The organism is Streptomyces sp. NPDC048172 (assembly GCF_043202595.1).
Classification (GTDB): domain Bacteria; phylum Actinomycetota; class Actinomycetes; order Streptomycetales; family Streptomycetaceae; genus Streptomyces.
Genome location: NZ_JBIDAT010000007.1, coordinates 142,160 through 166,302, shown reverse-complemented (window position 1 = coordinate 166,302; position 24,143 = coordinate 142,160). Strand labels below are relative to the sequence as shown.

Here is a 24,143-nt window from a genome sequence, read left to right as displayed (position 1 = left end):
TTCCTCACTGCGCGCGCAGCGCGATCTGGAGAGCGGTCAGGTTCTGGTGCATCACCGAGAAGTAGTCCTGCTCCTTGGGGTCCTTGACGCTCTCCAGGGGGCTGAGGACGGCGGTCTTCAGTCGCAGGTCCTTCGCGAGCGTCTTGGCGGTCTTGTCGCTGGCGGTGTCCTCGAAGAAGACGGTGTCGACGTCGTCCTCCTTGGCGACCTTGTGGAGGTCCTTCATCCGGGCCGCGCTGGGCTCGGACTCCGGGTCGATGCCGGAGACGGACTCCTCGTGCAGCCCGTAGCGCTCCGCGAGGTAGCCGAAGGCGGCGTGCGTGGTGATGAAGGTGTCGGACTTCTTTTTCTTCAGACCGCTCTTGAAGTCCTTGTCGAGGCTCTGCAGCCGCTTCACGAGGGCGGTGGTGTTCTCCTTGTACTCGCCCTTGTGGTCGGGGTCGGCCTTCTGGAGCGTCTTCCCGACACCCTTGGCGACCTCCGCGTAACGCACCGGGTCGAGCCAGATGTGCGGGTCACCGGCGGCCTCGTCCCCGTGATCGTGCCCCTCGTGGCCCTCCTCGCCATGGCCCTCGTCCCCGTGGCCCTCCTCGCCGTGCACGTCCGTCCCGTGCTTCTCCAGGGAGGTGAAGGAGGTGGCCTCCGCGACGTTCTCGACCTCGGACTGCTTGACGGCCTCGTCGACGGCGGGCTGGAGGCCCTTGAGGTAGACGATCACGTCCGCCTCGCTGAGCTTGCCGGTCTGCTTGGGGCTCAGCTCCAGGTCGTGGGGCTCGACGCCGGGCTTGGTGAGGTTGTCGACGGTCACGTGGTCCCCGCCGATCTGCTGGGCGAGGAACTGCATCGGATAGAACGAGGCGGAGACGTGCACCTTGCCGTCGTCGGCCGCGTCGCTCCCGCAGGCGGCCAGGGTGAGCGAGCCGAGGCCGAGAACGGTGGCGGCGGCGGTGGTGCGTATCAGCCGACGAGGGCGCGGGTGGGTGTTCATGACACTCATTTTCACCCTACATGGAAACGATTGTCAACTAAAGCTTCGCGCTGCGTGAGGGGCGGGGACGAACCCCCGTCTATCCGGAACCGATTTGATCCGCCCCCCTCCGGTCCCAGTAATCTGAGGTATTCCGTCGTCGTTAATGAAGAGAGCACCGTGGCCGCCGACAAGATCGACACAATCGTCAGCCTGAGCAAGCGCCGTGGCTTCGTCTACCCGTGCAGTGAGATCTACGGCGGTCAGCGGGCCGCCTGGGACTACGGGCCGCTCGGTGTGGAGCTCAAGGAGAACATCAAGCGCCAGTGGTGGCGCGCCATGGTCACCTCGCGCGACGACGTCGTCGGAATCGACTCGTCGGTGATTCTGGCCCCCGAGGTCTGGGAGGCGTCGGGCCATGTCTCCACCTTCACCGATCCGCTCACCGAGTGCACCTCGTGCCACAAGCGGTTCCGCGCCGACCACCTGATGGAGGCGTACGAGGCGAAGCACGGCCGCGAGCCCGAGAACGGCCTGGCGGACATCAACTGCCCGCACTGCGGCAACAAGGGCGGCTTCACCGAGCCCAAGCAGTTCTCCGGCCTGCTCTCCACACACCTCGGCCCCACCCAGGACTCGGGCTCGGTCACCTACCTGCGCCCCGAGACGGCCCAGGGCATCTTCACCAACTTCGCCCAGGTGCAGCAGACCTCGCGCAAGAAGCCCCCGTTCGGCATCGCCCAGATGGGCAAGTCGTTCCGGAACGAGATCACGCCGGGCAACTTCATCTTCCGCACCCGCGAGTTCGAGCAGATGGAGATGGAGTTCTTCGTCAAGCCGGGCGAGGACGAGGAGTGGCAGCAGTACTGGATGGAGCAGCGCTGGGCCTGGTACCGCGACCTCGGCATCCGCGAGGAGAACATCCGGTGGTACGAGCACCCGAAGGAGAAGCTCTCCCACTACTCCAAGCGCACCGCCGACATCGAGTACCGCTTCCAGTTCGGCGGCAGCGAGTTCGGTGAGCTGGAGGGCGTCGCCAACCGCACCGACTTCGACCTCTCCGCCCACTCGAAGGCCTCGGGCCAGGACCTGTCGTACTTCGACCAGGAGGCCGGCGAGCGCTGGTTCCCGTACGTCATCGAGCCCGCGGCCGGTGTGAACCGCGCGATGCTCGCCTTCATGCTCGACGCCTACGTCGAGGACGAGGCGCCCAACGCCAAGGGCAAGATGGAGAAGCGCACGGTCATGCGCCTCGACCCGCGCCTCGCGCCGGTCAAGGTCGCGGTGCTGCCGCTGTCGCGCAACGAGAAGCTGTCGCCGAAGGCCCGTGGCCTCGCGGAGACGCTGCGTAAGCACTGGAACATCGAGTTCGACGACGCGGGCGCCATCGGCCGCCGCTACCGCCGCCAGGACGAGATCGGTACCCCGTTCTGCGTCACCGTCGACTTCGACACCCTCGACGACAACGCCGTCACGGTCCGTGAGCGCGACACGATGAAGCAGGAGCGCGTCTCGCTGGACCAGATCGAGGGCTACCTCGCGAGCCGCCTGATCGGCTGCTGAGCCGCGCCGCAGCTCCGCTGCTGAACCGCGGAGGAGGGCCGACGGAACGAGGTTCCGTCGGCCCTCCTCCTGTATCTGCCCCCGACTCCCGACTCCCGGCTCCCGCCGTCAGCCCCTGCGGAGCACCAGGCAGGCGAAGCCGAAGCTGTCGCGGTACGAGCGCAGCCACTCGTCCCGGTGCTGCCGCGCGGCCTCCAGCGCCTGCGGAGCGTCCGGGTCCTCGGGGTGGTCCAGGGCCCAGTGCGACAGCGAACCGGTCCAGCACCACTCGTAGTCGTCCAGCTCGTGCCGGGTGCTGAGGTGCGCGTACACCGGCACCCAGCCGTCCGCCACGACCTTGTCGACGGTCGCCTGCAGATCCTCGTACTCCCCGAGCAACTCCCGTGCCTCCGCGCTCGGTTCGGCCCGCCAGTACGCATCGCCGACCAGCACCGTGCCGCCGGGCGCCAGATGGGTGCGCGCCGCGGCGAGCGTGGCGAGCAGCCCGCCGAAGGCATGGGTGGCGCCCACGCTCAGCACGACGTCGAACGGCTCCGGCGGCGCGAACCCCTCCGCCTCCGTCCGGTGCAGCGTCAGCCGGTCACCGACCCCCGCCTCGTCGGCCAGCGCACGCGCCCGCTCCAGCGCCACCTCCGAGACGTCCACACCCGCCGCGGACACCCCGGGGTGCTCCGCGAGGGCCCGCAGCAACCAGGCCGCCTCGCCGCACCCCAGGTCGAGCAGCCGCTCGTCCCCGCGCCGCACGGCTTGCTGGAGGAGCCGCCGCACGGACTCGTCGTCGAGCGGGGCGGCGATGGGGTGGTCGGTGTGGGCGAGAAGAGAGCGCTTCTGTCTGTCCATCCGGGCAGACTCGCAGAGCGCCCCTCTCGACCGCCTCACAATTTCCGTGCCCCCCCTGGGTCTGTGCCGGGCCTGTGCCGGGCGCGCCCCGCCCCCCCCGGACCGCCCCACCCGCCCTGCTCAGGTCGCGTCCGGTCCCGCTCCGGGGCGGATCAGCCCGCACTCGTATCCGAGGATGACCAGCTGGACGCGGTCGCGGACATCGAGCTTGTTGAACAGGTGCGAGATGTGCGACTTCACGGTCGCCGGACTCACCCGGAGCTTCTCGGCGATGTCGGCGTTGGTCAGACCGCGGGCGATCAGCAGCAGGATCTCGCGCTCCCTCGGGCTCAGCGTCGTCAGCGACGGGGGCACCCTCGGCGCCTGCTCGGGCTGGGTGCAGAACTCGGCGATCAGCCGACTCGTCACCGCCGGTGAGAGCAGGCTCTCCCCGGCGGCCACGACCCGGATGGCGTGGAGGAGCTCAGCCGGAGGGATGTCCTTGAGCAGGAACCCGCTCGCCCCCGCGCGCAGCGCCGCGAACACGTACTCGTCCAGCCCGAACATCGTCAGCATCACCACCCGCACCCCGGTCCCGCGCAGCGCCCGTGTGGCCTCGATGCCGTCCATCTCGGGCATCCGGATGTCCATCAGGACCACATCGGGCCGGTGCTGCCGCACCAGCTCCACGGCCGCCGCCCCGGTCTCGGCCTCCCCGACGACGGTGAGTCCGGGCTCCGCCTCGATCAGCACCCGGAAGCTGCCGCGCAGCAGCGCCTGGTCGTCGGCGATGAGCACACGGATCGTCCCCTCCGCGTCCTCCGGGTCTGTCGATGTCATCTTGGCCATGTCGGTCATGGGCGCCCCCTCGTCTGCGCCGTGAAGGGTATCCGCGCACGGACGGCGAATCCGCCGCTCTCTCCCGGCCCCGCCTCGAACTCGCCGCCGTGCACCGCGACCCGCTCCCGCATTCCCACCAGCCCGTGCCCGGTCATCCCCCCTTCGTGTCCGGCCCGCCCGGTGAGGCCCTTGTACGGCTCACGGGGGGCGCCGGGGCCGTCGTCCGTGACGTCGATCCTCAGCTCCTCTCCGTCCGTGTCCAGCGCCACCCGGCACCGCGCGGGCGCCGCGTGTTTCATCACATTGGTGACCGCCTCCTGCACGATCCGGTACGCCGACAGGCTGACGGCCTCCGGGAGTTGGTGGTGGAGCGGGGGGCGCAGGCCGCCCGCCAGCTCGACCGTCACCCCCGCCTGGGCCGCGTGCTCGACCAGGGACGGCAGCGTCGACAGGTCCGGCATCGGGCCGAGCTCGGCCGCGGGCTCTCCTGCCGGGCCCTCACCGGGGCCCTCGCCCGGGCGCTCGCCCGAGCCGGTGGCCCGAAGCACCCCCAGCATCTGGCGCATCTCCGCGAGCGCCGTCCGGCTCGACTCTTCTATGACGGTCAGCGCCTCGCCCGCCTCCTCCGGCCGCGCGGCCAGCACATGATTGGCCACGCCCGCCTTCACCGCGATCACCCCGATGTGGTGGGCGACCACGTCGTGCAGCTCGCGGGCGATCCGCAGCCGCTCCTCGGTCACGGCCGCCGCCGCGAACTGCCGAGCCGACCGCTCCACGAACGCCTGGCGCTCGCGCACGGCACGCCCCGTCGTCCACGCCGCGCCCGCGAGGACCACGCCCAGGACATGGACGACCGCGGGGCGCGGGTCCAGGCGGGGGCCGAAGACGAAGGTGGAGATCAGGACGAGCACGCTGGCCACGGCTATCGCCCGGGTGGGCACCCAGCGCCTGTGCGAGGAGACGACCGCCACCGAATACAGCGCGAAGGCGACCGCGAGCAGGGGCTCGGCGACCACGCCCGTCACGGCGGCGACGAGCGAGGCCACGGTGACGACCGCGAGCACCGGCACCGGCCACAGGCGGCGGACGGCGACAGGCAGCGCCATCGCCGCTATGAGCAACAGCCGGACGGGGAGCGGAACTTCGTCCGTGTGGGAGGTGGAGAAGGGGACGGACAGGTACAGGACGAGCAGTTCGGCGGCGGCCAGGCAGTCCAGCCCCAGCAGCTCGCCTCGGCGCAGCGGACGGAAAGCCAGCTCGCGCCAACGACGGGAGTGAGCCACGCGATTCACGGTAGTACCGGGGTCAGGGGCCCGCTTCGCCCTGTGGGATGACCGACCGTGGGGGGATGTGCGTGGCGTGGTGCTCGGTTAGAACCGTCCGGGCAAGGCGCATCAGCCGCTCCGCGTACGGGTGCGGGCCCTGCGCGGGGCGCACCAGCCGCAGCGGCACCGGTTCGACGCCGGTGAGGGGGACGAAGGCGACGGCGGGATGCGGCCGCCGCCTGCGCAGCAGCGCCGGGCCGACGCCGATGCCCCGGTCCGCGGCGATCAGCTCCAGCCACTCGTCGAAGTTGCCGCACTCCACGACCGTTCCGGGGCGGTGATCGGCGGGCCAGCAGTCGCCGCGCACGGTGCCGCTGACGGTGTTGGCGACGATGGGGTGCCGGGCCAGCTCCGTCCACTCCAGCGACGTGCGCCGCGCGAGCGGGGAGCCCTGCGCCACCGCGGCGACCTGCTGTTCCCTGCCCAGCTCCAGGGAGCGCAGGCCGCGCGGGACCTCCTTGGTGCGCAGCAGGGCCACGTCGACGGCGCCCTGAGTCACACCGGCGTGCAGCTCATCCTTGCGGGAGAGCTCCACGGGGACGCCGGTCTCCTCCTCGAACCGTCCGATGGCCTCGTGCAGCCAGTCGCCCGGCAGCAGCCAGGTGAAGCCGAGCCGCAGCGGCGCGGGGCCGGCTGCGGGGGAGAGGGCCGCCTCCAGGCGGGGCAGCAGGACGAGCAGCTCGCCCCGCAGCCGCGTGCCCTCCGCGCTGAGGGCGACCTGCCGCGTCGTACGGTCCAGCAGCCGTACCCCCAGCTCCTCCTCCAGGCGGTGGACGGTGCGCGTGAGGGTGGGCTGGGTCGTGCCCAGCTCGGCGGCCGCCTGCGTGAAGTTGAGCGTCTCGGCGAGGGTGAGGAAGGCGCGGAGCTGCCGCAGTCCGATGTTCCGGTCGAGCACGCCGCGTCTCCTCCCTTCTCCGCACTGTCGCCGCCTCGGCGCTGCCTCGGTTTTGCCTCAGCGCCGCTTCGGTGCGTCCTCAGTGTCGCCCGAGTCCTGTGCGGCCAGCGTAGGACGTGCCCGCCGCGTGGCCGTACGGACCCAGGTGAGCTGGGTGAGCAGGCCGAGCAGCGCGAAGCCCGCCGCGTAGAGGGGCAGCGCCGACGGGTCCCAGCCGAGCCCGAACGCGACACCGCCCAGCCCCGAGCCGACCGCGCTGCCCAGATAGAGCGCGGACTCGTTGAGCGCGACGGCGACAGTGCCACCGCCCGTGCCGCCACTCGCGCGACCGCCCGTGCCGCCGCTCGCGCCGCCGCTCGTGTTCCGCGTGGTCGTCAGCTCGTGCTGCTGCGGCACCTGGAGCGCCCAACCGGCCGCGCCCCACACGGCGAGGGGCGCGAGGGCGAGCAGCGGCGCGACGGAGGCCGTGAGCCGGAACGCGGCCAGCGCACAGCACAGTACGGCCAGCACGCCGACGACCAGCGTGTACGGACGCCGGAAACGGTCCACGAGCGGGCCGATCAGCACGCTCCCCAGCACCCCGCCCACGCCCCAGGCCCACAGGTACGGCGTGATGCCGTGCACCCCGCCCATCGCCTCCGACTCCATGACGGGCGCGAGATACGTGTAGAGCCCGAGGCTCCCGACGGCGGCGAGGAACGAGACGGTCACGACCGACGCCACCCGCCCGTCCGCCAGTACGGACAGCCTGCCGCGCAGGGACGGCGCGGCTGCCCCGTCCCCCAGGAGACGGGGCAGCCGCGCGGCGAGCCCCACGAACGACAGCACGCCCAGCACGGCCACCAGGCACAGCGTGGCCCGCCAGCCCGCGTGCCGCGCGAGCAGCACGCCCACGGGCACGCCGAGCACCGTGCCGCTGCTCATCCCGCCCATGATCATGGCGAGCGCCCGCCCCCTGCGCTCCGCGCTCACCAGCGTGGTCGCACAGGAGGCGGCCAGCGCGAGGTAGAGCCCCGCGCCGACCCCGGCCACGGCACGGGTCACCAGCAGGACGGTCAGCGAGGGCGCGAGCGCGCTGCCCGCGTTGGCGACGGCGAACACCGCGAGGGAGACCAGCAGCCCGGCCCGCTGCCGCGCGGCGGACAGCAGGGTCGCGCACAGCGGCGATACGAGCGCGTAGGCGAGGGTGAAGGCGGTCACCGTCTGGCCGGTGGCGGAGACCGAGGTGCCGAGATCGTCGGCCATGGCGGGCAGCAGCCCGGCGGTGACGTACGCGTCGAGGCCGAGCGCGAACGTACCGAGAGCCAGCAGAAGAACGAGACGCACGGGTGGTCCTTGCGTGAGACGTGGTGAGTACGAGCTGTGGCGCCACGTCCCGGGACGCTATGCGGGTGCGCGGGAGGGACAGAAATACGCGGCCGGGGCCGCCTATACGCGATCCGTATAGGCGGCCCGTGTGAGCGATCCGTACGGACGGCCCTGTAAGCGGTCCGTACGGACGTTCCGGCCGGGTGCGTTGGCCGGTGCCTTGGCCGGTGGTGCCCGGACCTGTCACCCCTCGGCCGCGTCCCTGGGCACCCGGAGCCCCACGACGAACAGCCCCGCCAACCCGACGACCTGCACGGACAGCGCGACGAGCCACGCGTCCCGCATGCCCAGCACTGGGATCAGTGCCAGAAACAGCGAACCGAGCGTGGCCACTCCGAGGGCCAGGCAGGACTGCTGGGTCGTCGCGGCGAGCCCGCTGCCCGCCCCGGCATGGGAGGCGGGGACGGCCGAGAGCACGAGGCGGAAGTACGAGGGCAGCTGGAGCCCCTGGCCCAGCCCGCACAGGACGAATCCCGGCGCCAGACCGGCCCAGGACAGCTCCGGCCACCAGGCCAGTGCGGCGAGCCCGACGAGGACCAGGCCGGTGGACTGGAGGACGGCGCTGAACGTGAGCACGCGTCCCGTCCCGAGGCGCTCCGTGATCCGTGGCGCCATGACCGACGACGCGAACTGGGCGATCCCCAGCGGCACCAGGGCCAGCCCGGCCTGGAGCGCGCCGAACCGCAGCCCCTGCTGCAGGACGAGCGCGATCTCGAACATCCAGGCGCTGAAGCCCAGAAAGACGGGCAGTCCCGCCATCAGGCCACGCCGCACGCCCGGTTCACGCAGCAGCGAAGGAGGGAGCAGAGGGCTGCCGCCCGACCGCTCGGCCCGGGCCTCGGTCGCGAAGAAGGCCCAGCCCAGGAAGGGTGCCGCGACCAGCAGCGCCACCGACCAGAGCGGCCAGCCCGCGGCCCGGCCCTCGGTGAGCGGCAGCAGAAGGGCGACCAGCGCGGCGGTCAGCAGCACGGTGCCCCGGATGTCGCCCCGCGCGGGCGTGGTCGAACGGCTGTCGGGCACGCTCCGCACGCCGAGCAGCAGGGCGAACAGCACAACGGGCACGTTCACCAGGAAGATCGCACGCCAGCCCGAGCCCCCGAGGTCCGCTGCGACGAGGACACCGCCCAGCACCTGCCCCAGGACCATGGAGATGCCACCGACCGAGCCGTACAGCCCGATGGCCCGGCTGCGCCGACGCCCCTCGGTGGTCGCGTGGATGGTGGCGAGCACCTGAGGCAGCATCATCGCGGAGGCGGCGCCCTGGGTGAGCCGCGCGAGGATCAGGGACCACGCGTTCGGCGCGAGCCCGCAGGCGAGCGAGGTGATTCCGAACGCGGCCACGCCCCAGAGGAAGAGCCGCCGACGCCCGAGGGAGTCGCCTAGGCGTCCGCCCAGGACCAGCAGCGCCGCGTAGGCGACCGCGTAGCTGGCGACGACCATTTCGAGTGCCGCCGGAGACGCGTCCAGGTCGCGCTGGATGCTCGGAAAGGCGACGTTGACGATGAAGAAGTCCACCATCGGCAGGGCCGCGCCGAGCAGCACGGTGAGCAGCCCCAGCGTGCTGAGCGCCATGGACGGCGCCGCACCGGCGGCCGCGCCGTGCGAGGGGGACGGGCTCGAAGGGGATGACCGCGACGAGAGCGGCTGCGACGAGGGCGGCCGCGACGAGGACCGGGGGTCGGAACGGGTACTGGCTGAAGTGGTGACGTTGTCGCTCACGAGAGTCGACACTGATCCCCACGCGAACCTGGTACCAGACGCTCTTCATCCTGGTACCAGGACTACCTGGCACAGACGTCCTCCCATGTCGCAAGCTGGAGCCCATGAGCGCCAGCGCCCCCGAGTCCCCGCCCGAAACACCCGCCGCCGACCGGGTGCGCCGCAGTGAGCTGGCCGCCTTCCTGCGCAGCCGCCGCGAACGCATCACCCCCGAACAGGCGGGCCTCCCACGCGGCCCCCGCCGCCGCACCCCGGGCCTGCGCCGCGAGGAGGTCGCACACCTCTCGACGGTGGGCGTCACCTGGTACACCTGGCTCGAACAGGGGCGGGACATCCATGTCTCCGCCCAGGTCCTGGACGCGCTGTCCCGGGCCCTGATGCTCGACGGCAGCGAACGAGCCCACCTCTTCGCCCTGGCCGGAACGGCCGACCCGATGCCGACGGACGACACCACCGTCCTGCCGCCCGGCATGCGGCAGATGCTCACGCGGCTCGAACCCTTCCCGGCCTGCGTGCAGAACGCCCGCTACGACATCCTCGCCTACAACCGCGTCTACGGGCGTCTCCTCGGCGACCTCGACGCCCACCCCGCATGCGACCGCAACTGCATGTGGCTCGCCTTCACCGACCCCGACTGGGGCGCGGCCATGCCCGACAGGGACGAGACGGTCCGCCTGATGGCCGCCCGCTTCCGCGCCCGGATGGCCGAGCACCTCTCGGAGCCCGCCTGGAAGGCGCTGCTCAAGCGCCTCCAGACCTCGCCCGAGTTCCGCGACGTGTGGCAGCGGCACGAGGTCGCCCGCGCCGTCGACAAGCACAAGCGGTTCCTCAACCCCCACGTCGGCATGCTCCAGTTCACGTACCACGGACTCTGGCTGAACCCGGCCGAGGGCGCCCGGATGGGCGTGTACGTCCCGGTGGACGAGCAGACGCGGGAGCGCGTGGAACGACTGCACGCGCTGGTGACGGAGGCGGAGGCGAACGCGGAGACGGAGACAGTGGGGGGCGTGGGCTCCGACGCGGCAACCGGATCGAGAGCGGGCGCGGCAGCGGGATCGGGCGCGGGCGTGGAAAGGAACGGCGGCTGACGGGAGCCCCGCAGGGCCCACCGCCAGCCGCCCGGCTTCCCTGGCTTCCCCGGTTTCCCGCACCGGGTCCGGCGCTGTCGGCGCCGTCGCCTCCGGCGCCCTCGTCACAGGGCCTCGTCCTCGGCGACGGCCGTGCGCGGCAGCCACAGGCAGAGCAGGGCGCAGCAGGCCGCCGCTCCCGCCGCCCAGGGCACGGCGTGCACGAACGCGTCGGTCATGCCGCCGTCGGTGTGCCGGAAGAAGACCGAGCCGATCACCGCGACCCCGACCGCTCCGCCGAACTGCTGGGCCGTCGAGAAGATCCCGGAGGCGCCTCCGGCCAGGCCGGCGGGCACGGCGGAGAGCACGACGTTCACCAACGGCACGACGAGGAAGCCGAGTCCGGCCCCCGCCAGCACCAGCCCCGGCACCAGCGGCCAGGCACCGGTGTGCGCGGCCGAGGCGCCGTCGGCGGCGGCCCACAGCCAGCCGAAGCCGCCCGTCATCATGAGCGCCCCCGCGACGAGCAGCAGCCGTCCGAAGCGCACCGCGAGGCCCGAGGCCACGGGGGCGGTCAGGAAGCCCCCGGCGGAGAAGGCGACGGTCACCAGGCCTGCCTGCAGCGGGGTGTACCCCTCACCGGCCTGGAGCCACAGGGCGAAGATGAGGAAGAAGCCCTGGAGCCCGACGGCGAACAGCAGCTGCACCGCCACCCCCACCGAGAACGCCGGGTTACGGAAGGCCTGTGCAGGCAGCAGCGGGGTGCTCATACCCCGACGGCGCGACTCGACGACGGCCACGCCTACGATCACGAGCACCCCGGCCGCCATGCACAGCCAGCCCCAGACGGGCCATCCCCAGCTGTCCCCCTGCACCAGCGGCAGCACGACGGCGATCAGCCCCGCGGCCAGTGCCAGGCTCCCGAGCACATCCGGGTGCCGGGTCCCCCGCTCCCGGGTGGACGGGACGACCAGGAGTCCGGCTATCAGGGTGGCCACCGCCACCGGCACGTTGATCAGGAATATGGAGCGCCAGCCCCAGCCGAAGAGGTCCGCGTCGGTGAGCACGCCGCCCAGCAGGATCCCCACGGCGGAGGCGAAGCCCGCCACGGCCCCGTACATCCCGAAGGCCGCGCCGCGCTCCTTGCCCTGGAAAAGGGTGCGGAACGAGCCGAGGACCTGCGGCAGGACCAGGGCCGCGGCCACTCCCTGCACCGCGCGCGCCGCTATGAGCTGGCCCGGCGACTGGGCTGTGCCGCACGCCAGGCTGGCGAGCCCGAAGCCGCCGGTGCCGAGCAGGAAGAGGACCTTGCGTCCGTAACGATCGCCCAGGTGTCCGGCGATGATCAGCGTCGCGGCGAATCCCAGCATGTACGCCGACATGAGCCATTGGAGCGCGCTCTCCGGGGCGCGCAGGTCGCGGCCTATGGACGGCAGGGCCACGTTGACGATCGTGATGTCGATCATGTCCATGAGCGCGGCGACCATCATCACCACCGCGGCGGCCCAGCGGCGCGGGTGCGGCGGGGGAACGGGATCCGGCGCTGACACCGGGGACGTGGTCAGGGTCTGGGCGGACATCTCAGGGCTCCGTCTCGTCGAGGGTGAGGGCCCCGAGCGGGAGCGGGAGGCCCAGCGGATTCTTCGCGCAGATTCTTTCGTTCGCCCGAACGAAAGAAATGTTGGCACGCGGAGCCGCCGCCGCGCAAGTCCTTCGTTCGGGCGAACGAAATTCCTTGCTAGGCTGGCGTCATGAGCAGTGAGGGCAGGCCGGGCAGCGACAGCGAGGAGCACCGGGCCGAGGTCATAGGCGAGCTGATCAGGGCCGAGCGGGAGATGAGCTCGGTCGCGGTCATGTTCCACAGCGCGATCGCCGAGAAGCGCGGGCTGAGCGCCATCGAGACCAAGGCGCTGGACTGGCTGGACCGCGACGGTGCGCTGACCGCCAAGGAGCTGGTGCACCGGTCAGGGCTGGCGCCCGCCTCGGTCACGGGCCTGGTCGACCGGCTCGCGAAGAAGGGGTACGTCCGCCGCGTCCCGCACCCCACCGACCAGCGGCGCGTGCTCATCGAGATCATCCCGGAGGGGCACGCCGACATGCAGGTGCTGTTCGAGGACTTCAAGCACGAGGTCCAGGAGCTGCACTCCGAGTTCACCACCGAGGAGCTGGAGCTGGTCGCCCGGTTCATCGGCGAGGCGACCCGACGGCAGCGCCGGGCCGCTGCCCGCCTCAGAGGGCCGGGCACGGCGGACGGCGACGTGGACGGGAAGGCGGACGCGGACGTGGGCATGGGCGTCGGCAGCGGTTCCGGGAGCGGCGCGGGGCCGCGGTGACGACGACGGCCGTCCGCGGGAGCGCTGGTCAGGCACGCGGCCGTATGGGGGACAATGGGGGGTCTGCCCCTGACCGCCGGAGGATGCCCGCCCTATGACCCAGCAGCTCCGTATCGGACCGCACGCCGTTCAGCCGCCCGTGGTGCTCGCGCCCATGGCGGGGATCACCAATGCGCCGTTCCGGACGCTGTGCAGGGAGTTCTCCGGCGGGCAGGGCCTGTTCGTCAGCGAGATGATCACCACGCGGGCGCTCGTCGAGCGCAACGAGAAGACCATGCAGCTCGTCCACTTCGACGAGACCGAGAAGCCGCGCTCCATCCAGCTCTACGGCGTGGACCCGGTGACCGTCGGCAAGGCCGCGCGAATGATCGCGGACGAGGACCTGGCCGACCACATCGATCTCAACTTCGGCTGCCCCGTGCCCAAGGTGACCCGCAAGGGCGGCGGCTCGGCACTGCCGTACAAGCGGCCCCTGCTGCGCGCCATCCTCCACGAGGCCGTCGGCAACGCGGGCGGGTTGCCCGTGACCATGAAGATGCGCAAGGGCATCGACGACGACCACCTGACCTACCTGGACGCGGGCCGGATCGCCGTCGACGAGGGAATCACCGCCATCGCGCTGCACGGCCGCACCGCGGCGCAGCACTACGGCGGCACGGCCGACTGGGACGCCATCGCGCGCCTCAAGGAGGCGGTCCCGGAGATCCCCGTCCTGGGCAACGGAGACATCTGGTCCGCCGATGACGCGGTCAGGATGATGCGCGAGACCGGGTGCGACGGCGTGGTCGTCGGGCGCGGGTGCCTCGGCCGGCCCTGGCTCTTCGGCGACCTGGTGGCGGCGCTGTCGCCCGACGGGCCGAAGGAGTTCGCCCGCCCGACGCTGCGCGAGGTCGCCGACGTGATGGTGCGGCACGCGCGGCTGCTGGGGGAGTGGCTGGACGACGAGGCGCGTGGCGTCATCGACTTCCGTAAGCACGTCGCCTGGTACACCAAGGGCTTCTCCGTCGGCTCCGAGGCGCGCAAGCGGCTGGCCGTAGCCGGGTCGCTGGAGGAGCTGCGCACCCTGCTGGACGGGCTTGACCTGGACCAGGAGTGGCCGGAAAGCGCCGACGGCCCCCGGGGCAGGACGCACTCGCGCAACAAGGTCGTGCTCCCCGAGGGCTGGCTGGACGATCCCCAGGAGTGCGGCGTCCTCGCTCCCGACGCGGAACTGGACACTTCCGGCGGCTGATCCTCCGGCGGCTGATCCTCCCGACGGTCGCGTCCTCAGTCCGCGCCGCGCGGGCCCGTCTCTTCCGCCAGCGCACGCAGCAGCTCGGCCTCGCGCTCCGGCGCGAGCCCCGGGAGCGGCCGGTCGGGCCGCTGGGGCGCCACGCCGCCGAGCGAGCACAGCCACTCCCAGGTCCCGGCGGCCGTCTCCGCGAACGGACGGCAACTGAGCCCTGCCCCGAGCGCCTTCGTCACGTCGCTGCGGTGCAGCGTGTCGTACAGATCTCCGCCCGGCGGCACCCATACGGGCAGCTCCGTCCAGGGCTCGACCCCGGCGCGTGTGAGGAAGTCCGGGCCCGCCCAGCGCAGTTCCGCGTCCGAACCGGTGACCCGGACGAGCGTCTCCAGCAGTTCCCGCATGGTCGTGTGTCCGGGCGGACTGACCAGTCCGTACGGGCCGTGCAGCCCCGACTCGACCGCGTCGAGCGTCCATTCCGCCAGGTCGCGGACGTCGATGTACTGGAGCTCCAGCCCGGGCGGGCCCGGGGCCAGGACCTCACCGCCCCGTGCGACACGGGTGAGCCACCAGGGGAGCCGCCCGATGTTCTCCCAGGGACCGAGGATGAGCCCCGCGCGCACCAGGAGGGCACGGTCTCCAAAGAGGTCCGTCGCGGCCAGTTCGCCGCCCCGTTTGGCACGTGCGTAGTCCACTTCGCCGCCGTCGTCCGGCGATCCCTCCACGACGGGCCGGTCCTCGCCCCTTCCGGGCGCCGCCGGGAACGCGTAGACGGAGCCGCTCGACACATAGACGTACCGTCCCGCCCGGCCGGCCAGCAGACGGGCGCTGTCGCGTACGACGGAGGGGGCGCCGCTCCAGGTGTCCACCACCGCATCCCAGGGCGCGAGGTCCGGGTCGGACAGGGCCTTCAGCCCGCCCTCGGTCCCCCGGTCCCCGTGCAGTACGCCGACGCCCGGCGGTGGCTCGTGACGGCCCCGGTGGAAGACGTTCACGTCCCAGCCGCGTTCGAGCGCCGCCTCGACGACGGCCCGCCCCACGAACTCCGTTCCGCCCAGCACGAGAAGTCTCATGCGCCGACTCTGCCTCCCGCGCGCCATCCGCGGAACGGCTGCACGCTCACAGCGGAATCACGACGCGGCCGGTGCCGGTGCCGATGCCGATGCCAGTGCCGGTGTCGGCGCCGATGCCGGTGTCAGCCCGTGCCCTCCGGTGCGGGCGAGACCTTCGCCGCCTCCAGCCGTGCTGCGTAGGCATCGAGCACTCCGGCGGCGAAGGCGTCGGCGTCCCAGTCCTCGGGGCGTGCCAGGTCCGGGCTCTCCCAGGTGTACGCCCAGCCGGTGCCCGGAGTGCCGTCGTGCAGGGGGCCGTCCAGGGGCAGCTTGCGCAGGTCGTACTCGTCGCCCTCGAAGCCGTCGAGTATGCGCCACTCCCGTACGGACAGCCCCGCCAGCAGCAGGCCGGTGGCTCTTCCGTCCGGCGCCTCGACGAGTCCCGGGTACGGCCTGTCCTGCAGCGCGGCCGCGCGCCAGCCCGAGACGACCGCGGGCGTTCCGGTCGGCACCCGGCCGAGCAGGGCCGACAGGATCCGGGGGAAGCGCAGGGTGCCGTAGACGAACAGGACGTCGGCGCCGGGCGCGAGCCGGGCGAGCCGCACCTGGAGCGTGGGGTTGGTCATAAGGGGCAATCCATCTCGAAGTTGAGCGGGAACAGGGGCTGTCGCTTCGCAGGGCGAATCTACTGCGCGGCCCCTGGGGCCCCGTGTCGTGAATGCGTGGTTACGGCCACGAGGGCCTGTCCGCATAGTGAGACGTTCGCTCGCTCGGGCGCGTGATTCGCGCCACCTTGATAATGGTCGCGCTCAGATGAGCGCTAATGAGTGCTCAATTGTGAGCTGTAGATCTCCAACGAGCGTGCCGCGACTTTACCGCCTCTAGATTCACTACTTGAAGGAAAAAAGTGCAGCGAGTGAGATGAGAGAGGTGGATCGTTGCTCCTCGCAGTCATTGCTCCACTAGATGGATGGCGCTATCAAGTAAGCAGAAAGGGCCCACACTTTCGATCTCTCGGCACATGGGTGGTTACAGCCGTGTGACGTGCCGCTGGACGTACCTCAAAGCCTTTGATCTGGGTACGCTCCCCGCCGTCAGGGCAGCCGACCACGAGGAGCCGAGTCCGGTGCCAGTTCACGCGAAGAACGCATCAGGCGCAGAACAGCAGAAGTTCGTCTACGACTTCAGCGAGGGCAACAAGGACCTCAAGGACCTCCTTGGTGGGAAGGGGGCCAACCTCGCCGAGATGACGAACCTCGGACTTCCCGTCCCTCCGGGATTCACGATCACCACCGAGGCGTGCAAGGTCTATCTCGACTCCGGGGCCGAGCCCGCCGCCCTCCGCGACGAGGTGAGCACCCATCTCGCCGCCCTTGAGGAGCGGATGGGTAAGAAGCTCGGCCAGGCCGACGACCCGCTGCTGGTCTCGGTCCGTTCGGGCGCCAAGTTCTCCATGCCCGGAATGATGGACACGGTCCTCAACATCGGCCTCTCCGACGAGTCCGTGCATGGGCTCGCGGCGCAGGCGGGCGACGAGCGGTTCGCCTGGGACTCGTACCGCCGCCTCATCCAGATGTTCGGCAAGACGGTGCTCGGCGTCGACGGGGAGCTCTTCGAGGACGCGCTGGAGGAGGCCAAGAAGACGCGCGGCGCCGCCACCGACGTGGACCTGTGCGCCGCCGATCTCCAGCAGCTCGTCGAGCAGTTCAAGGGCATCGTCTCCAAGGAGACGGGCCGGGATTTCCCGCAGGACCCGCGCGAGCAGATGGATCTCGCCGTCCGCGCGGTCTTCGATTCGTGGAACGGCGACAGGGCGAAGCTCTACCGCCGCCAGGAGCGCATCCCGCACGACCTGGGCACTGCCGTCAACGTGTGCTCCATGGTCTTCGGAAACCTCGGCCCGGACTCCGGTACGGGCGTCGCCTTCACCCGTGACCCGGCCAGCGGTCAGCAGGGCGTGTACGGCGACTACCTCCAGAACGCGCAGGGCGAGGACGTCGTGGCGGGCATCCGCAACACCGTCCCGCTCGCCGAGCTGGAAGCGCTCGACAAGGTCTCCTACGACCAGCTCATGGAGATCATGGAGACGCTCGAGACGCACTACAAGGACCTGTGCGACATCGAGTTCACCATCGAGCGCGGCAAGCTGTGGATGCTCCAGACGCGCGTCGGCAAGCGCACCGCCGCCGCGGCCTTCCGGATCGCCACGCAGCTCGTCGACCAGGGCCTCATCGACGAGGCCGAGGCGCTCCAGCGGGTCAACGGGGCGCAGCTCGCGCAGCTGATGTTCCCCCGGTTCGACGTGGACGCGAAGGCCGAGCAGATCGGCTGGGGCATCGCCGCCTCGCCGGGCGCGGCCGTCGGCAAGGCGGTCTTCGACTCGTACACCGCCATCAAATGGTCGCGCTCCGGCGAGAAGGTCATCCTCATCCGCCGGGAGACCAACCCGGACGACCTGGACGGCATGATCGCGGCGGAGGGGATCCTCACCTCGCGCGGCGGCAAGACCTCGCACGCGGCCGTCGTGGCGCGCGGTATGGGCAAGACCTGCGTGTGCGGCGCCGAGGAGCTGGAGGTCGACACCAAGCGCCGTCGGATGACGGCACCGGGCGGTCTCGTCATCGAGGAAGGCGACGTCGTCTCCATCGACGGCTCCAGCGGCAAGGTCTACCAGGGCGAGGTCCCGGTCGTGCCGTCCCCCGTGGTCGAGTACTTCGAGGGCCGGATGCACGCGGGCGCCGAGGACTCCGACGAACTGGTGAAGGCCGTCCACCGGATCATGGCCTACGCCGACCGCGTCCGCAGGCTGCGGGTGCGTGCGAACGCCGACAACGCCGAAGACGCCTCCAGGGCACGCCGTTTCGGCGCCCAGGGGATCGGTCTGTGCCGTACGGAGCACATGTTCCTCGGCGAACGGCGCGAAATGGTCGAGCGATTGATCCTCGCCGACGCCAAGGAGGAGCGCGACAAGGCGCTCCACAGCCTGCTGCCGCTCCAGAAGGGCGACTTCGTCGAGCTGTTCGAGTCGATGGACGGGCTGCCCGTGACCGTACGGCTGCTGGACCCGCCGCTGCACGAGTTCCTGCCGGACATCACCGAGCTGTCCGTACGGGTCGCTCTCGCCGAGTCCCGCAAGGACGCCAACGAGAACGATCTGCGGCTGCTCCAGGCCGTCCACCGGCTGCACGAGCAGAACCCGATGCTGGGCCTGCGCGGGGTGCGGCTCGGTCTCGTCATCCCCGGCCTGTTCACCATGCAGGTGCGGGCCATCGCGGAGGCGGCGGCCGAGCGGAAGAACGCCAACGGCGACCCGCGCGCGGAGATCATGATCCCGCTCGTGGGCACCGTCCAGGAGCTGGAGATCGTCCGCGAGGAGGCCGAGCAGGTCATCGACGAGGTCGAGCGCGAGTACGGCGTCGAGCTGAAGCTCTCGCTGGGCACGATGATCGAGCTGCCGCGCGCCGCGCTGACGGCCGCCCAGATCGCCGAGTCGGCCGACTTCTTCTCGTTCGGCACGAACGACCTCACGCAGACCGTCTGGGGCTTCTCCCGGGACGACGTGGAGGCCAGCTTCTTCACCGCGTACCTGGAGAAGGGCATCTTCGGGGTCTCGCCGTTCGAGACCATCGACAAGGACGGCGTCGGCGCGCTCGTACGGGACGCCGCGGCGGCCGGCCGGGCCACCCGGCCCGACCTCAAGCTGGGCGTCTGCGGCGAGCACGGGGGCGACCCGGAGTCGGTGCACTTCTTCCACGAGGCGGGGCTGGACTACGTCTCCTGCTCCCCGTTCCGGATCCCGGTCGCCCGCCTGGAGGCGGGCAGGGCGGCGGCGCGCGGGACGCGCTGACGACGGATCGACGTACCACCGGACCCTTGCGTCGCACGTCCCTCACTGCGGCAGCGGGGCCCGGGACCCTGGAGGGGGCGGCCCTGTGCGGAGGTGCCGCCCCCTCCCCCTGTGCGTGAACGTGTTCAGTGCGGGCGTGAACGTGTTCAGGAGATACGTGAACGTGTTCAGACCGCCCGAGGGACGGCTGAACGGCTCAGAGGACGTCCTCGAAGTCCTTGAGGAGCCGCGCCTTCGGGCGTGCGCCCACCACGGAGCGCACCGGTTCGCCGTCGCGGAAGACCATCAGCGTCGGCATCGACATCACCCCGTAGGCCGCCTGTGCGCGGGGGTTGCTGTCCACGTCCAGGGAGACGACCTTCAGCGCGCCCTCCCGTTCGGCCGCGATGTCGGCCAGTACGGGCGCGACCATCTTGCAGGGCGGGCACCAGTCCGCCGTGAAGTCGACGAGTACGGGCACGTCCGAGTTGAGCACCTCCTCGGCGAACGTCTCGTCGGTGACCTCCGTCAGTGCCGTCGTGCGTGTCATGTCGTGTTCCCCTCTGCCGGTTCTCCCGTGACGGACGCCCCGGACCGGGGCGTCAGCTCGCAGCGGGGCTCCGGGGCGTCCGCCGACCGCGCGGTGGACTCCACCTCGGCGCGGGCCAGATCGGCGCGCACCCTGTCCCGTACGTCCTGGAGCTGCGTGATGCAGTCGTCCAGTTCGGCGAGCTTCTTGCGGTACGCCTCCAAAGAGGCCGGGCAGGAGTCGCCGGTCGGGTAACCGGCCCGCAGGCACTCCACGAAGGGCCGCGTCTCCTCCAGGTCGAACCCGGAGTCCCGCAGCATCCTGATCTGCCGCAGGAGTCTCAGGTCCTCCTCGCCGAAGGCGCGGTAGCCCTTCGCGTCCCGCCGTACGGTCAGCAGCCCGCGGGACTCGTAGTAGCGCAGGGTCCGCGTGGTCGTCCCCGCGCGCTTCGCCAGTTCACCGATGCGCATTCCAGCTCGCTCCCTCCGTACCGCGTGCCACACGCTAGGCATTGACGCCGACGTCAAGGCCAGCACAGGACGTCAAGGCTGGCACAAGGGGTGTCGCCGACCGGCGGGGAACTGGTATCTACCACTGGAGCACGTGGAATTCCGTTCATTCCTGTCCCCTCCGAGAGGCCCCCATGACAGAAAACGAGAAGTTCCAACCCAGCAGACGCACCCTCACGACCGGCCTCGCCGCTCTGGCCGCGGGGGGTCTCACCGCGGGCGGACTGGCGGTGCCCCTGTCCGGCAGCGCCGCGGCGCTGCCGTCACGCGCCCGTGCGGCGGAGGGAGCGCCCTTCGTGGTCCCCGCGCTCCAGCGGTGGGAGGCGGGGGAGGGGGAGTTCCGTCTGACGTCCGCCAGCCGTGTGGTCGTCTCGCGGGGGAACGCACGGCTGCGGAAGCTCGCCCGGACCCTCACCGCCGAGCTGGAGGAGCTGACCGGCGTCCGGCTGCGCGCCCCCGGCACCGACAACGGACGCGCGGACGAGGGCGAGATACGGCTCCTCCTCGACGACTCGGACAGCCACCCGGAGGGCGGCGAGCGCTACCGGGAGGAGGGCAGCAGAACGGCCGTCACGGCCCGGCACGTCACCGTCACGGCGCCCGCCTACGCGGGCGTCTTCCACGCCACCCGCAGCCTCCTGCAGATCCTCGTGCGCGACGAGCGCCGCGCGGTCCCCGCCGGGACCGCCGAGGACTGGCCGGACTACGCGCGCCGGGGCCTCATGCTCGACGTGGGACGGAGGTTCTTCACGCCGGAGTTCCTGCGCGACTACATCCGGGCCCTGAGCTGGTTCAAGTTCAACGACTTCCAGATCCATCTCAACGACAACGAGATCAAGGCGCCCGACGGCGACTGGAGCAAGGCGCAGTCCGCCTTCCGGCTCGCCAGCGACGACCCGGCCTGGTCGGGGCTCGCGGCGCGCGACGGGTCGTACGACCGCGCCACCTGGGACGGGTTCGAGGACCTCGCCGAGGCCCACGCCGTACGGCTCACCCCCGAGTTCGACGCCCCGGCGCACTCGCGTGCCTTCGTGAAGTTCCGGCCCGACATCGGCCTGGACGGCGGGAACTCGGACCATCTCGACCTGGCCAAGGAGGCGTCGACGGCCTTCATGCGGGAGCTGTTCACCCATTTCGTCCCCTGGTTCCGCAGCCCCGTCGTCCACTACGGCGCCGACGAGTACGGCGGTCCCGTCGAGCAGTACCGCGGCTATTTCAACGCCCTCGCCGCACATCTGAGGGACCTGGGCAAGCGCCCGGCCGCCTGGGGCAGCCTGAGCGAACTCGGCGGTACGGCCGAGGGCTTCGACAAGGACGTACGGATCTACAGCTGGAACAACGGCTGGTACGGCCCGACGGCCATCAAGAAGGACGGCTACGAGTTCGTCAACATCAACGACGCGACCCTCTACATCGTCCCGTACGCGGACTACTACCACGGGCAGGGCCTGGACGGGCGTTACCTGTACGAGGAATGGGCGCCGCACGTCTTCCCGGACGGTCAGAGCGTCGAACCGTTCGACCCTTCGCTGCACGGTTCGCTCTTCGCCGTGTGGAACGACCTCGTGCACCATCCGTACACCGAACGGGACGTGCACACCATGGTGAACAAGACGCTCGGCGTGCTCGCGCAGAAGATGTGGAGCGGGGACGCGGCGGGGCTCGCCTACGACGCGTTCCAGCAGGGTGTGGACGGGCTCGGGCTCGGCCCCGGACTGGAGCTCCTCGGCAAGGAGTGACCGGGCTCAGGCGCGGTGGTAGCGGCGCTCCGGACGGCCCGTCGTGCCGTACCGGAGCGTCACCCGCGCGGTGCCCGTGGCGACGAAGTGCTCCAGATAGCGCCGGGCGCTCACCCGCGAGAGGCCGCTGCGTCCGGCGCACTCGGAGGCCGACATGCCCTCGCCCTCCGGGCTGGCGTCGAGGGCGCCCCGCACCAGCTCGGCGGTCTGCTCGGTGAGCCCCTTGGGGAGGGCGGGCGCGTGTGCCGGGAGGGCGGACCCCGTGGCACCTCCCGCCGCGGGGCCGCCGATGATCCGGTCCACCTCGTCCTGCCCGGCCGAGGCCAGCGCCTCGAACTCCTGGCGCCGCTCCGCGTACCGCACGAGGCGTTCCTGGAGGAGCTTGCCCTCGAAGGGCTTCACGACGTACTGCACGGCACCGCCGTGCTGCGCCGCGCGGACGCTCGCGGCATCCCTGGCGGCCGTGATGACCAGCACGTCGGGGCCGCCGCCCGGCGCCTCGTCGCCGCGCAGCCTGCGCAGCACCTCCAGGCCGCTCAGGTCCGGCAGGTACAGGTCCAGCAGCACCAGGTCGGGTCGCAGCTCACGCACCGAGGAGAGCGCGTCGGCGCCGCTGTGCGCCACCCCCGCGACCTCGAACCCGGGGACGCGTGCGACCAGCGTGCTGTGCAGCTTCGCCACCATGAAGTCGTCGTCGACGACCAGGACGCGGATCACGCGCTCTCCCGCCTCTCGCCGCCCGTCCGCGGCCTCGCTGCCAGCTGCCAGTACGCGGCCTCAGCCGTAGCTGACCCCGGTGAGCTGCTCCGACGCCACCCACAGCCGCTCGGACGCCGCGTCGCTGCGCGTCCAGGGCGCGCGCCACGACGGCGCGGGCGTGCCGCGCCAGCCCAGCAGCCGCGGGCCCGTGAAGGAGTCGCCGCGGACGCCGGGCGCCGTCGCCGCGTACAGCGTCGGCAGCGCGCCCGCCTCGGCGGACTGGGCCATCAGGCTGTTGCCGAGCCTGAAGATACGCTCCGCCGTCCCGCGGCCCTCCATCCGGGGACCCGTGGTCTGGAGATTGGTCGAGGAATAGCCCGGGTGCGCGGCCGCCGCCACCAGCTCCGTCCTCGCCGTACGACGGGCCAGCTCGTGGACGAAGAGCAGGTTGGCCGTCTTGGAGCGCGCGTAGGCCGTCCAGCGCTGATAGCCGCGCTCGCTGTTGAGGTCGCCGATGTCGATGTTGGCCAGCAGGTGCATGAAGCTGGAGACCGACACGACGCGGGGCGCGTCCGCCGCCAGCAGACGGTCCAGCAGCAGCCCGGTGAGCGCGAAGTGCCCCAGATGGTTGACGCCGAACTGCGTCTCGAAGCCGTCGGCGGTCCTGCGGTACGGGAGCGCCATCACGCCCGCGTTGTTGATCAGCAGGTCCACCCGCTCGTCCGGCAGCTCCTTGGCGAACGTACGGACCGATGCCAGGTCCGCCAGATCGAGCGTCCGCAGCTCCGTACGGGGCGCCGCCTCGGGCAGCTCGTTCACGAGCCGCTCCAGGGCCTCCAGGCCGCGCTCCTCGCTCCGGCACGCCAGGACGACGCGGGCGCCTCTGCGGGCCAGCTCCCGGGCCGTGACGAAGCCGATGCCGCTGTTCGCTCCCGTCACCACCGCCGTGCGGCCGCCCTGATCCGGGATCCTGCGTGCTGTCCAGCCCATGTCAGCCGTGCTCCTCGCCTCGTCACTGACTCCCGGGTCACCTTCCATCCGGAGGCTAGCCGCACGCTTCCGGATGGTCGAGGCAGTGCGGGGGCCCGGCCTCCGGGCGCACCCGTACGGCCCGTCCCTCTAGGGTGATTCCATGACTGCGACCCCTCGCGTGCTGCTCCTGCACGGTCCCAACCTCAACCTCCTCGGCGAGCGCGACCCCGCCACGTACGGCAGCACCACGCTGCGGGACGTCGAGGAGCGGACGACGGTTCTGGGGCGCGAGCTGGGCGCCGAGGTGCGCTGCGCGCAGAGCAACAGCGAGGGCACGCTCATCGACCATGTGCACAGCACCAGGAACGGGGACAGCGGCATCGTCTTCAACCCCGGGGCCTACGCGCACTACAGCTACGCCCTGCGCGACGCCCTCGAGGCGGTCGCCGGAATGGGCGTCCCCTGCGTCGAGGTGCACATCTCGAACGTGCACGCCCGTGAGCCCTTCCGGCACACCTCCGTGACGGCCCCCGTGTGCCAGGGCATGGTCTCCGGGCACGGCGTCTTCGGGTACGAGCTCGCGCTGCGCTCCGTGCTGCACAGGATCGGGGAATGGCGGAAGGAAGGGCGGGCTTAACCGCTCTTGAGGCCACCCTTAAGCGCTCCGTAAGGATCGCCGGTCGGGCGCTGACCTGG

At 71.4% G+C, this 24,143-nt stretch carries 21 protein-coding genes; 7 read left to right on the top strand and 14 right to left on the bottom strand.

Annotated elements, in window-relative coordinates:
* Positions 1-4 precede the first annotated feature (4 nt).
* Positions 5-988 carry a metal ABC transporter substrate-binding protein gene (locus ACGF3A_RS30210; protein ID WP_393733552.1) on the bottom strand — a complete coding sequence of 328 codons (984 nt, stop codon included), beginning with the start codon at positions 986-988 and terminating at the stop codon, positions 5-7.
* Between the two features lie 159 nt (positions 989-1,147).
* On the opposite strand from ACGF3A_RS30210, the gene ACGF3A_RS30205 reads away from it, so the two are divergent.
* Complete coding sequence (locus ACGF3A_RS30205; protein ID WP_393733551.1) at positions 1,148-2,530, top strand: glycine--tRNA ligase; 1,383 nt, start codon at positions 1,148-1,150, stop codon at positions 2,528-2,530.
* 108 nt (positions 2,531-2,638) lie between these two features.
* On the opposite strand, the gene ACGF3A_RS30200 is transcribed toward ACGF3A_RS30205, so the two are convergent.
* The 6 genes from ACGF3A_RS30200 to ACGF3A_RS30175 form a co-directional block, all read right to left on the bottom strand.
* Positions 2,639-3,370, bottom strand: a complete 732-nt coding sequence (locus ACGF3A_RS30200; protein WP_393733550.1) for an SAM-dependent methyltransferase — start codon at positions 3,368-3,370, stop codon at positions 2,639-2,641.
* Positions 3,371-3,490: 120 nt separating this feature from the next.
* Entirely contained in the window at positions 3,491-4,207 is a 717-nt protein-coding gene (locus ACGF3A_RS30195; RefSeq protein WP_393733549.1) for a response regulator, read from the bottom strand.
* Complete coding sequence (locus ACGF3A_RS30190; protein ID WP_393733548.1) at positions 4,204-5,472, bottom strand: sensor histidine kinase; 1,269 nt, start codon at positions 5,470-5,472, stop codon at positions 4,204-4,206. Before ACGF3A_RS30190 ends, ACGF3A_RS30195 begins: the two co-directional genes overlap by 4 nt.
* 22 nt (positions 5,473-5,494) lie before the next feature.
* On the bottom strand, positions 5,495-6,409 hold the full coding sequence (locus ACGF3A_RS30185) for a LysR family transcriptional regulator (protein ID WP_393733547.1): 915 nt from the start codon (positions 6,407-6,409) through the stop codon (positions 5,495-5,497).
* A 57-nt stretch (positions 6,410-6,466) separates the two neighbouring features.
* Positions 6,467-7,735, bottom strand: coding sequence for an MFS transporter (locus ACGF3A_RS30180; protein ID WP_393733546.1), 1,269 nt, complete (start codon positions 7,733-7,735; stop codon positions 6,467-6,469).
* 225 nt (positions 7,736-7,960) lie between these two features.
* Positions 7,961-9,349, bottom strand: coding sequence for an MFS transporter (locus tag ACGF3A_RS30175; protein ID WP_393733545.1), 1,389 nt, complete (start codon positions 9,347-9,349; stop codon positions 7,961-7,963).
* A gap of 251 nt (positions 9,350-9,600) precedes the next feature.
* On the opposite strand from ACGF3A_RS30175, the gene ACGF3A_RS30170 reads away from it, so the two are divergent.
* Positions 9,601-10,584 (top strand): helix-turn-helix transcriptional regulator, encoded by a 984-nt coding sequence (locus ACGF3A_RS30170; RefSeq protein ID WP_393733544.1) that lies wholly within the window; start codon positions 9,601-9,603, stop codon positions 10,582-10,584.
* A 104-nt stretch (positions 10,585-10,688) separates the two neighbouring features.
* On the opposite strand, the gene ACGF3A_RS30165 is transcribed toward ACGF3A_RS30170, so the two are convergent.
* Positions 10,689-12,143, bottom strand: a complete 1,455-nt coding sequence (locus tag ACGF3A_RS30165) for an MFS transporter (RefSeq protein ID WP_393733543.1) — start codon at positions 12,141-12,143, stop codon at positions 10,689-10,691.
* A 171-nt stretch (positions 12,144-12,314) separates the two neighbouring features.
* On the opposite strand from ACGF3A_RS30165, the gene ACGF3A_RS30160 reads away from it, so the two are divergent.
* A complete protein-coding gene (locus ACGF3A_RS30160) occupies positions 12,315-12,896 on the top strand; it encodes a MarR family winged helix-turn-helix transcriptional regulator (protein WP_393733542.1) in 582 nt (193 codons plus the stop codon).
* Positions 12,897-12,990: 94 nt separating this feature from the next.
* Entirely contained in the window at positions 12,991-14,127 is a 1,137-nt protein-coding gene (dusB, locus tag ACGF3A_RS30155) for a tRNA dihydrouridine synthase DusB (RefSeq protein WP_393733541.1), read from the top strand.
* Positions 14,128-14,162: 35 nt separating this feature from the next.
* On the opposite strand, the gene ACGF3A_RS30150 is transcribed toward dusB, so the two are convergent.
* Both ACGF3A_RS30150 and ACGF3A_RS30145 read right to left on the bottom strand, forming a co-directional pair.
* Complete coding sequence (locus tag ACGF3A_RS30150; protein ID WP_393733540.1) at positions 14,163-15,194, bottom strand: NAD-dependent epimerase/dehydratase family protein; 1,032 nt, start codon at positions 15,192-15,194, stop codon at positions 14,163-14,165.
* 122 nt (positions 15,195-15,316) lie between these two features.
* On the bottom strand, positions 15,317-15,799 hold the full coding sequence (locus ACGF3A_RS30145) for a gamma-glutamylcyclotransferase family protein (RefSeq protein WP_393733539.1): 483 nt from the start codon (positions 15,797-15,799) through the stop codon (positions 15,317-15,319).
* 500 nt (positions 15,800-16,299) lie between these two features.
* Between ACGF3A_RS30145 and ppdK the strand changes: the two genes are divergently transcribed.
* Positions 16,300-19,020, top strand: a complete 2,721-nt coding sequence (gene ppdK / locus ACGF3A_RS30140) for a pyruvate, phosphate dikinase (RefSeq protein WP_393733538.1) — start codon at positions 16,300-16,302, stop codon at positions 19,018-19,020.
* A gap of 196 nt (positions 19,021-19,216) precedes the next feature.
* On the opposite strand, the gene trxA is transcribed toward ppdK, so the two are convergent.
* Positions 19,217-19,549 (bottom strand): thioredoxin, encoded by a 333-nt coding sequence (gene trxA, locus ACGF3A_RS30135; protein ID WP_393733537.1) that lies wholly within the window; start codon positions 19,547-19,549, stop codon positions 19,217-19,219.
* Positions 19,546-19,998 carry a MerR family transcriptional regulator gene (locus ACGF3A_RS30130; RefSeq protein ID WP_393733536.1) on the bottom strand — a complete coding sequence of 151 codons (453 nt, stop codon included), beginning with the start codon at positions 19,996-19,998 and terminating at the stop codon, positions 19,546-19,548. Before ACGF3A_RS30130 ends, trxA begins: the two co-directional genes overlap by 4 nt.
* A gap of 173 nt (positions 19,999-20,171) precedes the next feature.
* On the opposite strand from ACGF3A_RS30130, the gene ACGF3A_RS30125 reads away from it, so the two are divergent.
* Complete coding sequence (locus tag ACGF3A_RS30125; RefSeq protein ID WP_393733535.1) at positions 20,172-21,776, top strand: family 20 glycosylhydrolase; 1,605 nt, start codon at positions 20,172-20,174, stop codon at positions 21,774-21,776.
* Positions 21,777-21,782: 6 nt separating this feature from the next.
* Here the strand turns inward: ACGF3A_RS30125 and ACGF3A_RS30120 are convergent, their stop codons facing one another.
* Positions 21,783-22,493, bottom strand: coding sequence for a response regulator (locus tag ACGF3A_RS30120; RefSeq protein WP_393733534.1), 711 nt, complete (start codon positions 22,491-22,493; stop codon positions 21,783-21,785).
* Between the two features lie 60 nt (positions 22,494-22,553).
* Positions 22,554-23,465 (bottom strand): oxidoreductase, encoded by a 912-nt coding sequence (locus ACGF3A_RS30115; RefSeq protein ID WP_393733533.1) that lies wholly within the window; start codon positions 23,463-23,465, stop codon positions 22,554-22,556.
* 142 nt (positions 23,466-23,607) lie between these two features.
* Here ACGF3A_RS30115 and aroQ point away from each other — a divergent pair, with 142 nt between their 5' ends.
* On the top strand, positions 23,608-24,084 hold the full coding sequence (gene aroQ / locus ACGF3A_RS30110) for a type II 3-dehydroquinate dehydratase (RefSeq protein WP_393733532.1): 477 nt from the start codon (positions 23,608-23,610) through the stop codon (positions 24,082-24,084).
* The last annotated feature ends 59 nt before the right edge of the window (positions 24,085-24,143 follow it).

Bases quoted from the DNA above. Each gene is read 5' to 3' on its own strand.
- ACGF3A_RS30195 (WP_393733549.1), bottom strand. From the start codon at position 4,207: ATGACCGACATGGCCAAGATGACATCGACAGACCCGGAGGACGCGGAG.
- ACGF3A_RS30145 (WP_393733539.1), bottom strand. From the start codon at position 15,799: ATGACCAACCCCACGCTCCAGGTGCGGCTCGCCCGGCTCGCGCCCGGC.
- ACGF3A_RS30175 (WP_393733545.1), bottom strand. From the start codon at position 9,349: ATGGCGCTCAGCACGCTGGGGCTGCTCACCGTGCTGCTCGGCGCGGCC.
- ACGF3A_RS30170 (WP_393733544.1), top strand. From the start codon at position 9,601: ATGAGCGCCAGCGCCCCCGAGTCCCCGCCCGAAACACCCGCCGCCGAC.
- ACGF3A_RS30165 (WP_393733543.1), bottom strand. From the start codon at position 12,143: ATGTCCGCCCAGACCCTGACCACGTCCCCGGTGTCAGCGCCGGATCCC.
- ACGF3A_RS30160 (WP_393733542.1), top strand. From the start codon at position 12,315: ATGAGCAGTGAGGGCAGGCCGGGCAGCGACAGCGAGGAGCACCGGGCC.
- trxA (WP_393733537.1), bottom strand. From the start codon at position 19,549: ATGACACGCACGACGGCACTGACGGAGGTCACCGACGAGACGTTCGCC.
- dusB (WP_393733541.1), top strand. From the start codon at position 12,991: ATGACCCAGCAGCTCCGTATCGGACCGCACGCCGTTCAGCCGCCCGTG.
- aroQ (WP_393733532.1), top strand. From the start codon at position 23,608: ATGACTGCGACCCCTCGCGTGCTGCTCCTGCACGGTCCCAACCTCAAC.
- ACGF3A_RS30210 (WP_393733552.1), bottom strand. From the start codon at position 988: ATGAACACCCACCCGCGCCCTCGTCGGCTGATACGCACCACCGCCGCC.
- ACGF3A_RS30200 (WP_393733550.1), bottom strand. From the start codon at position 3,370: ATGGACAGACAGAAGCGCTCTCTTCTCGCCCACACCGACCACCCCATC.
- ACGF3A_RS30150 (WP_393733540.1), bottom strand. From the start codon at position 15,194: ATGAGACTTCTCGTGCTGGGCGGAACGGAGTTCGTGGGGCGGGCCGTC.
- ACGF3A_RS30125 (WP_393733535.1), top strand. From the start codon at position 20,172: ATGACAGAAAACGAGAAGTTCCAACCCAGCAGACGCACCCTCACGACC.
- ACGF3A_RS30130 (WP_393733536.1), bottom strand. From the start codon at position 19,998: ATGCGCATCGGTGAACTGGCGAAGCGCGCGGGGACGACCACGCGGACC.
- ACGF3A_RS30115 (WP_393733533.1), bottom strand. From the start codon at position 23,465: ATGGGCTGGACAGCACGCAGGATCCCGGATCAGGGCGGCCGCACGGCG.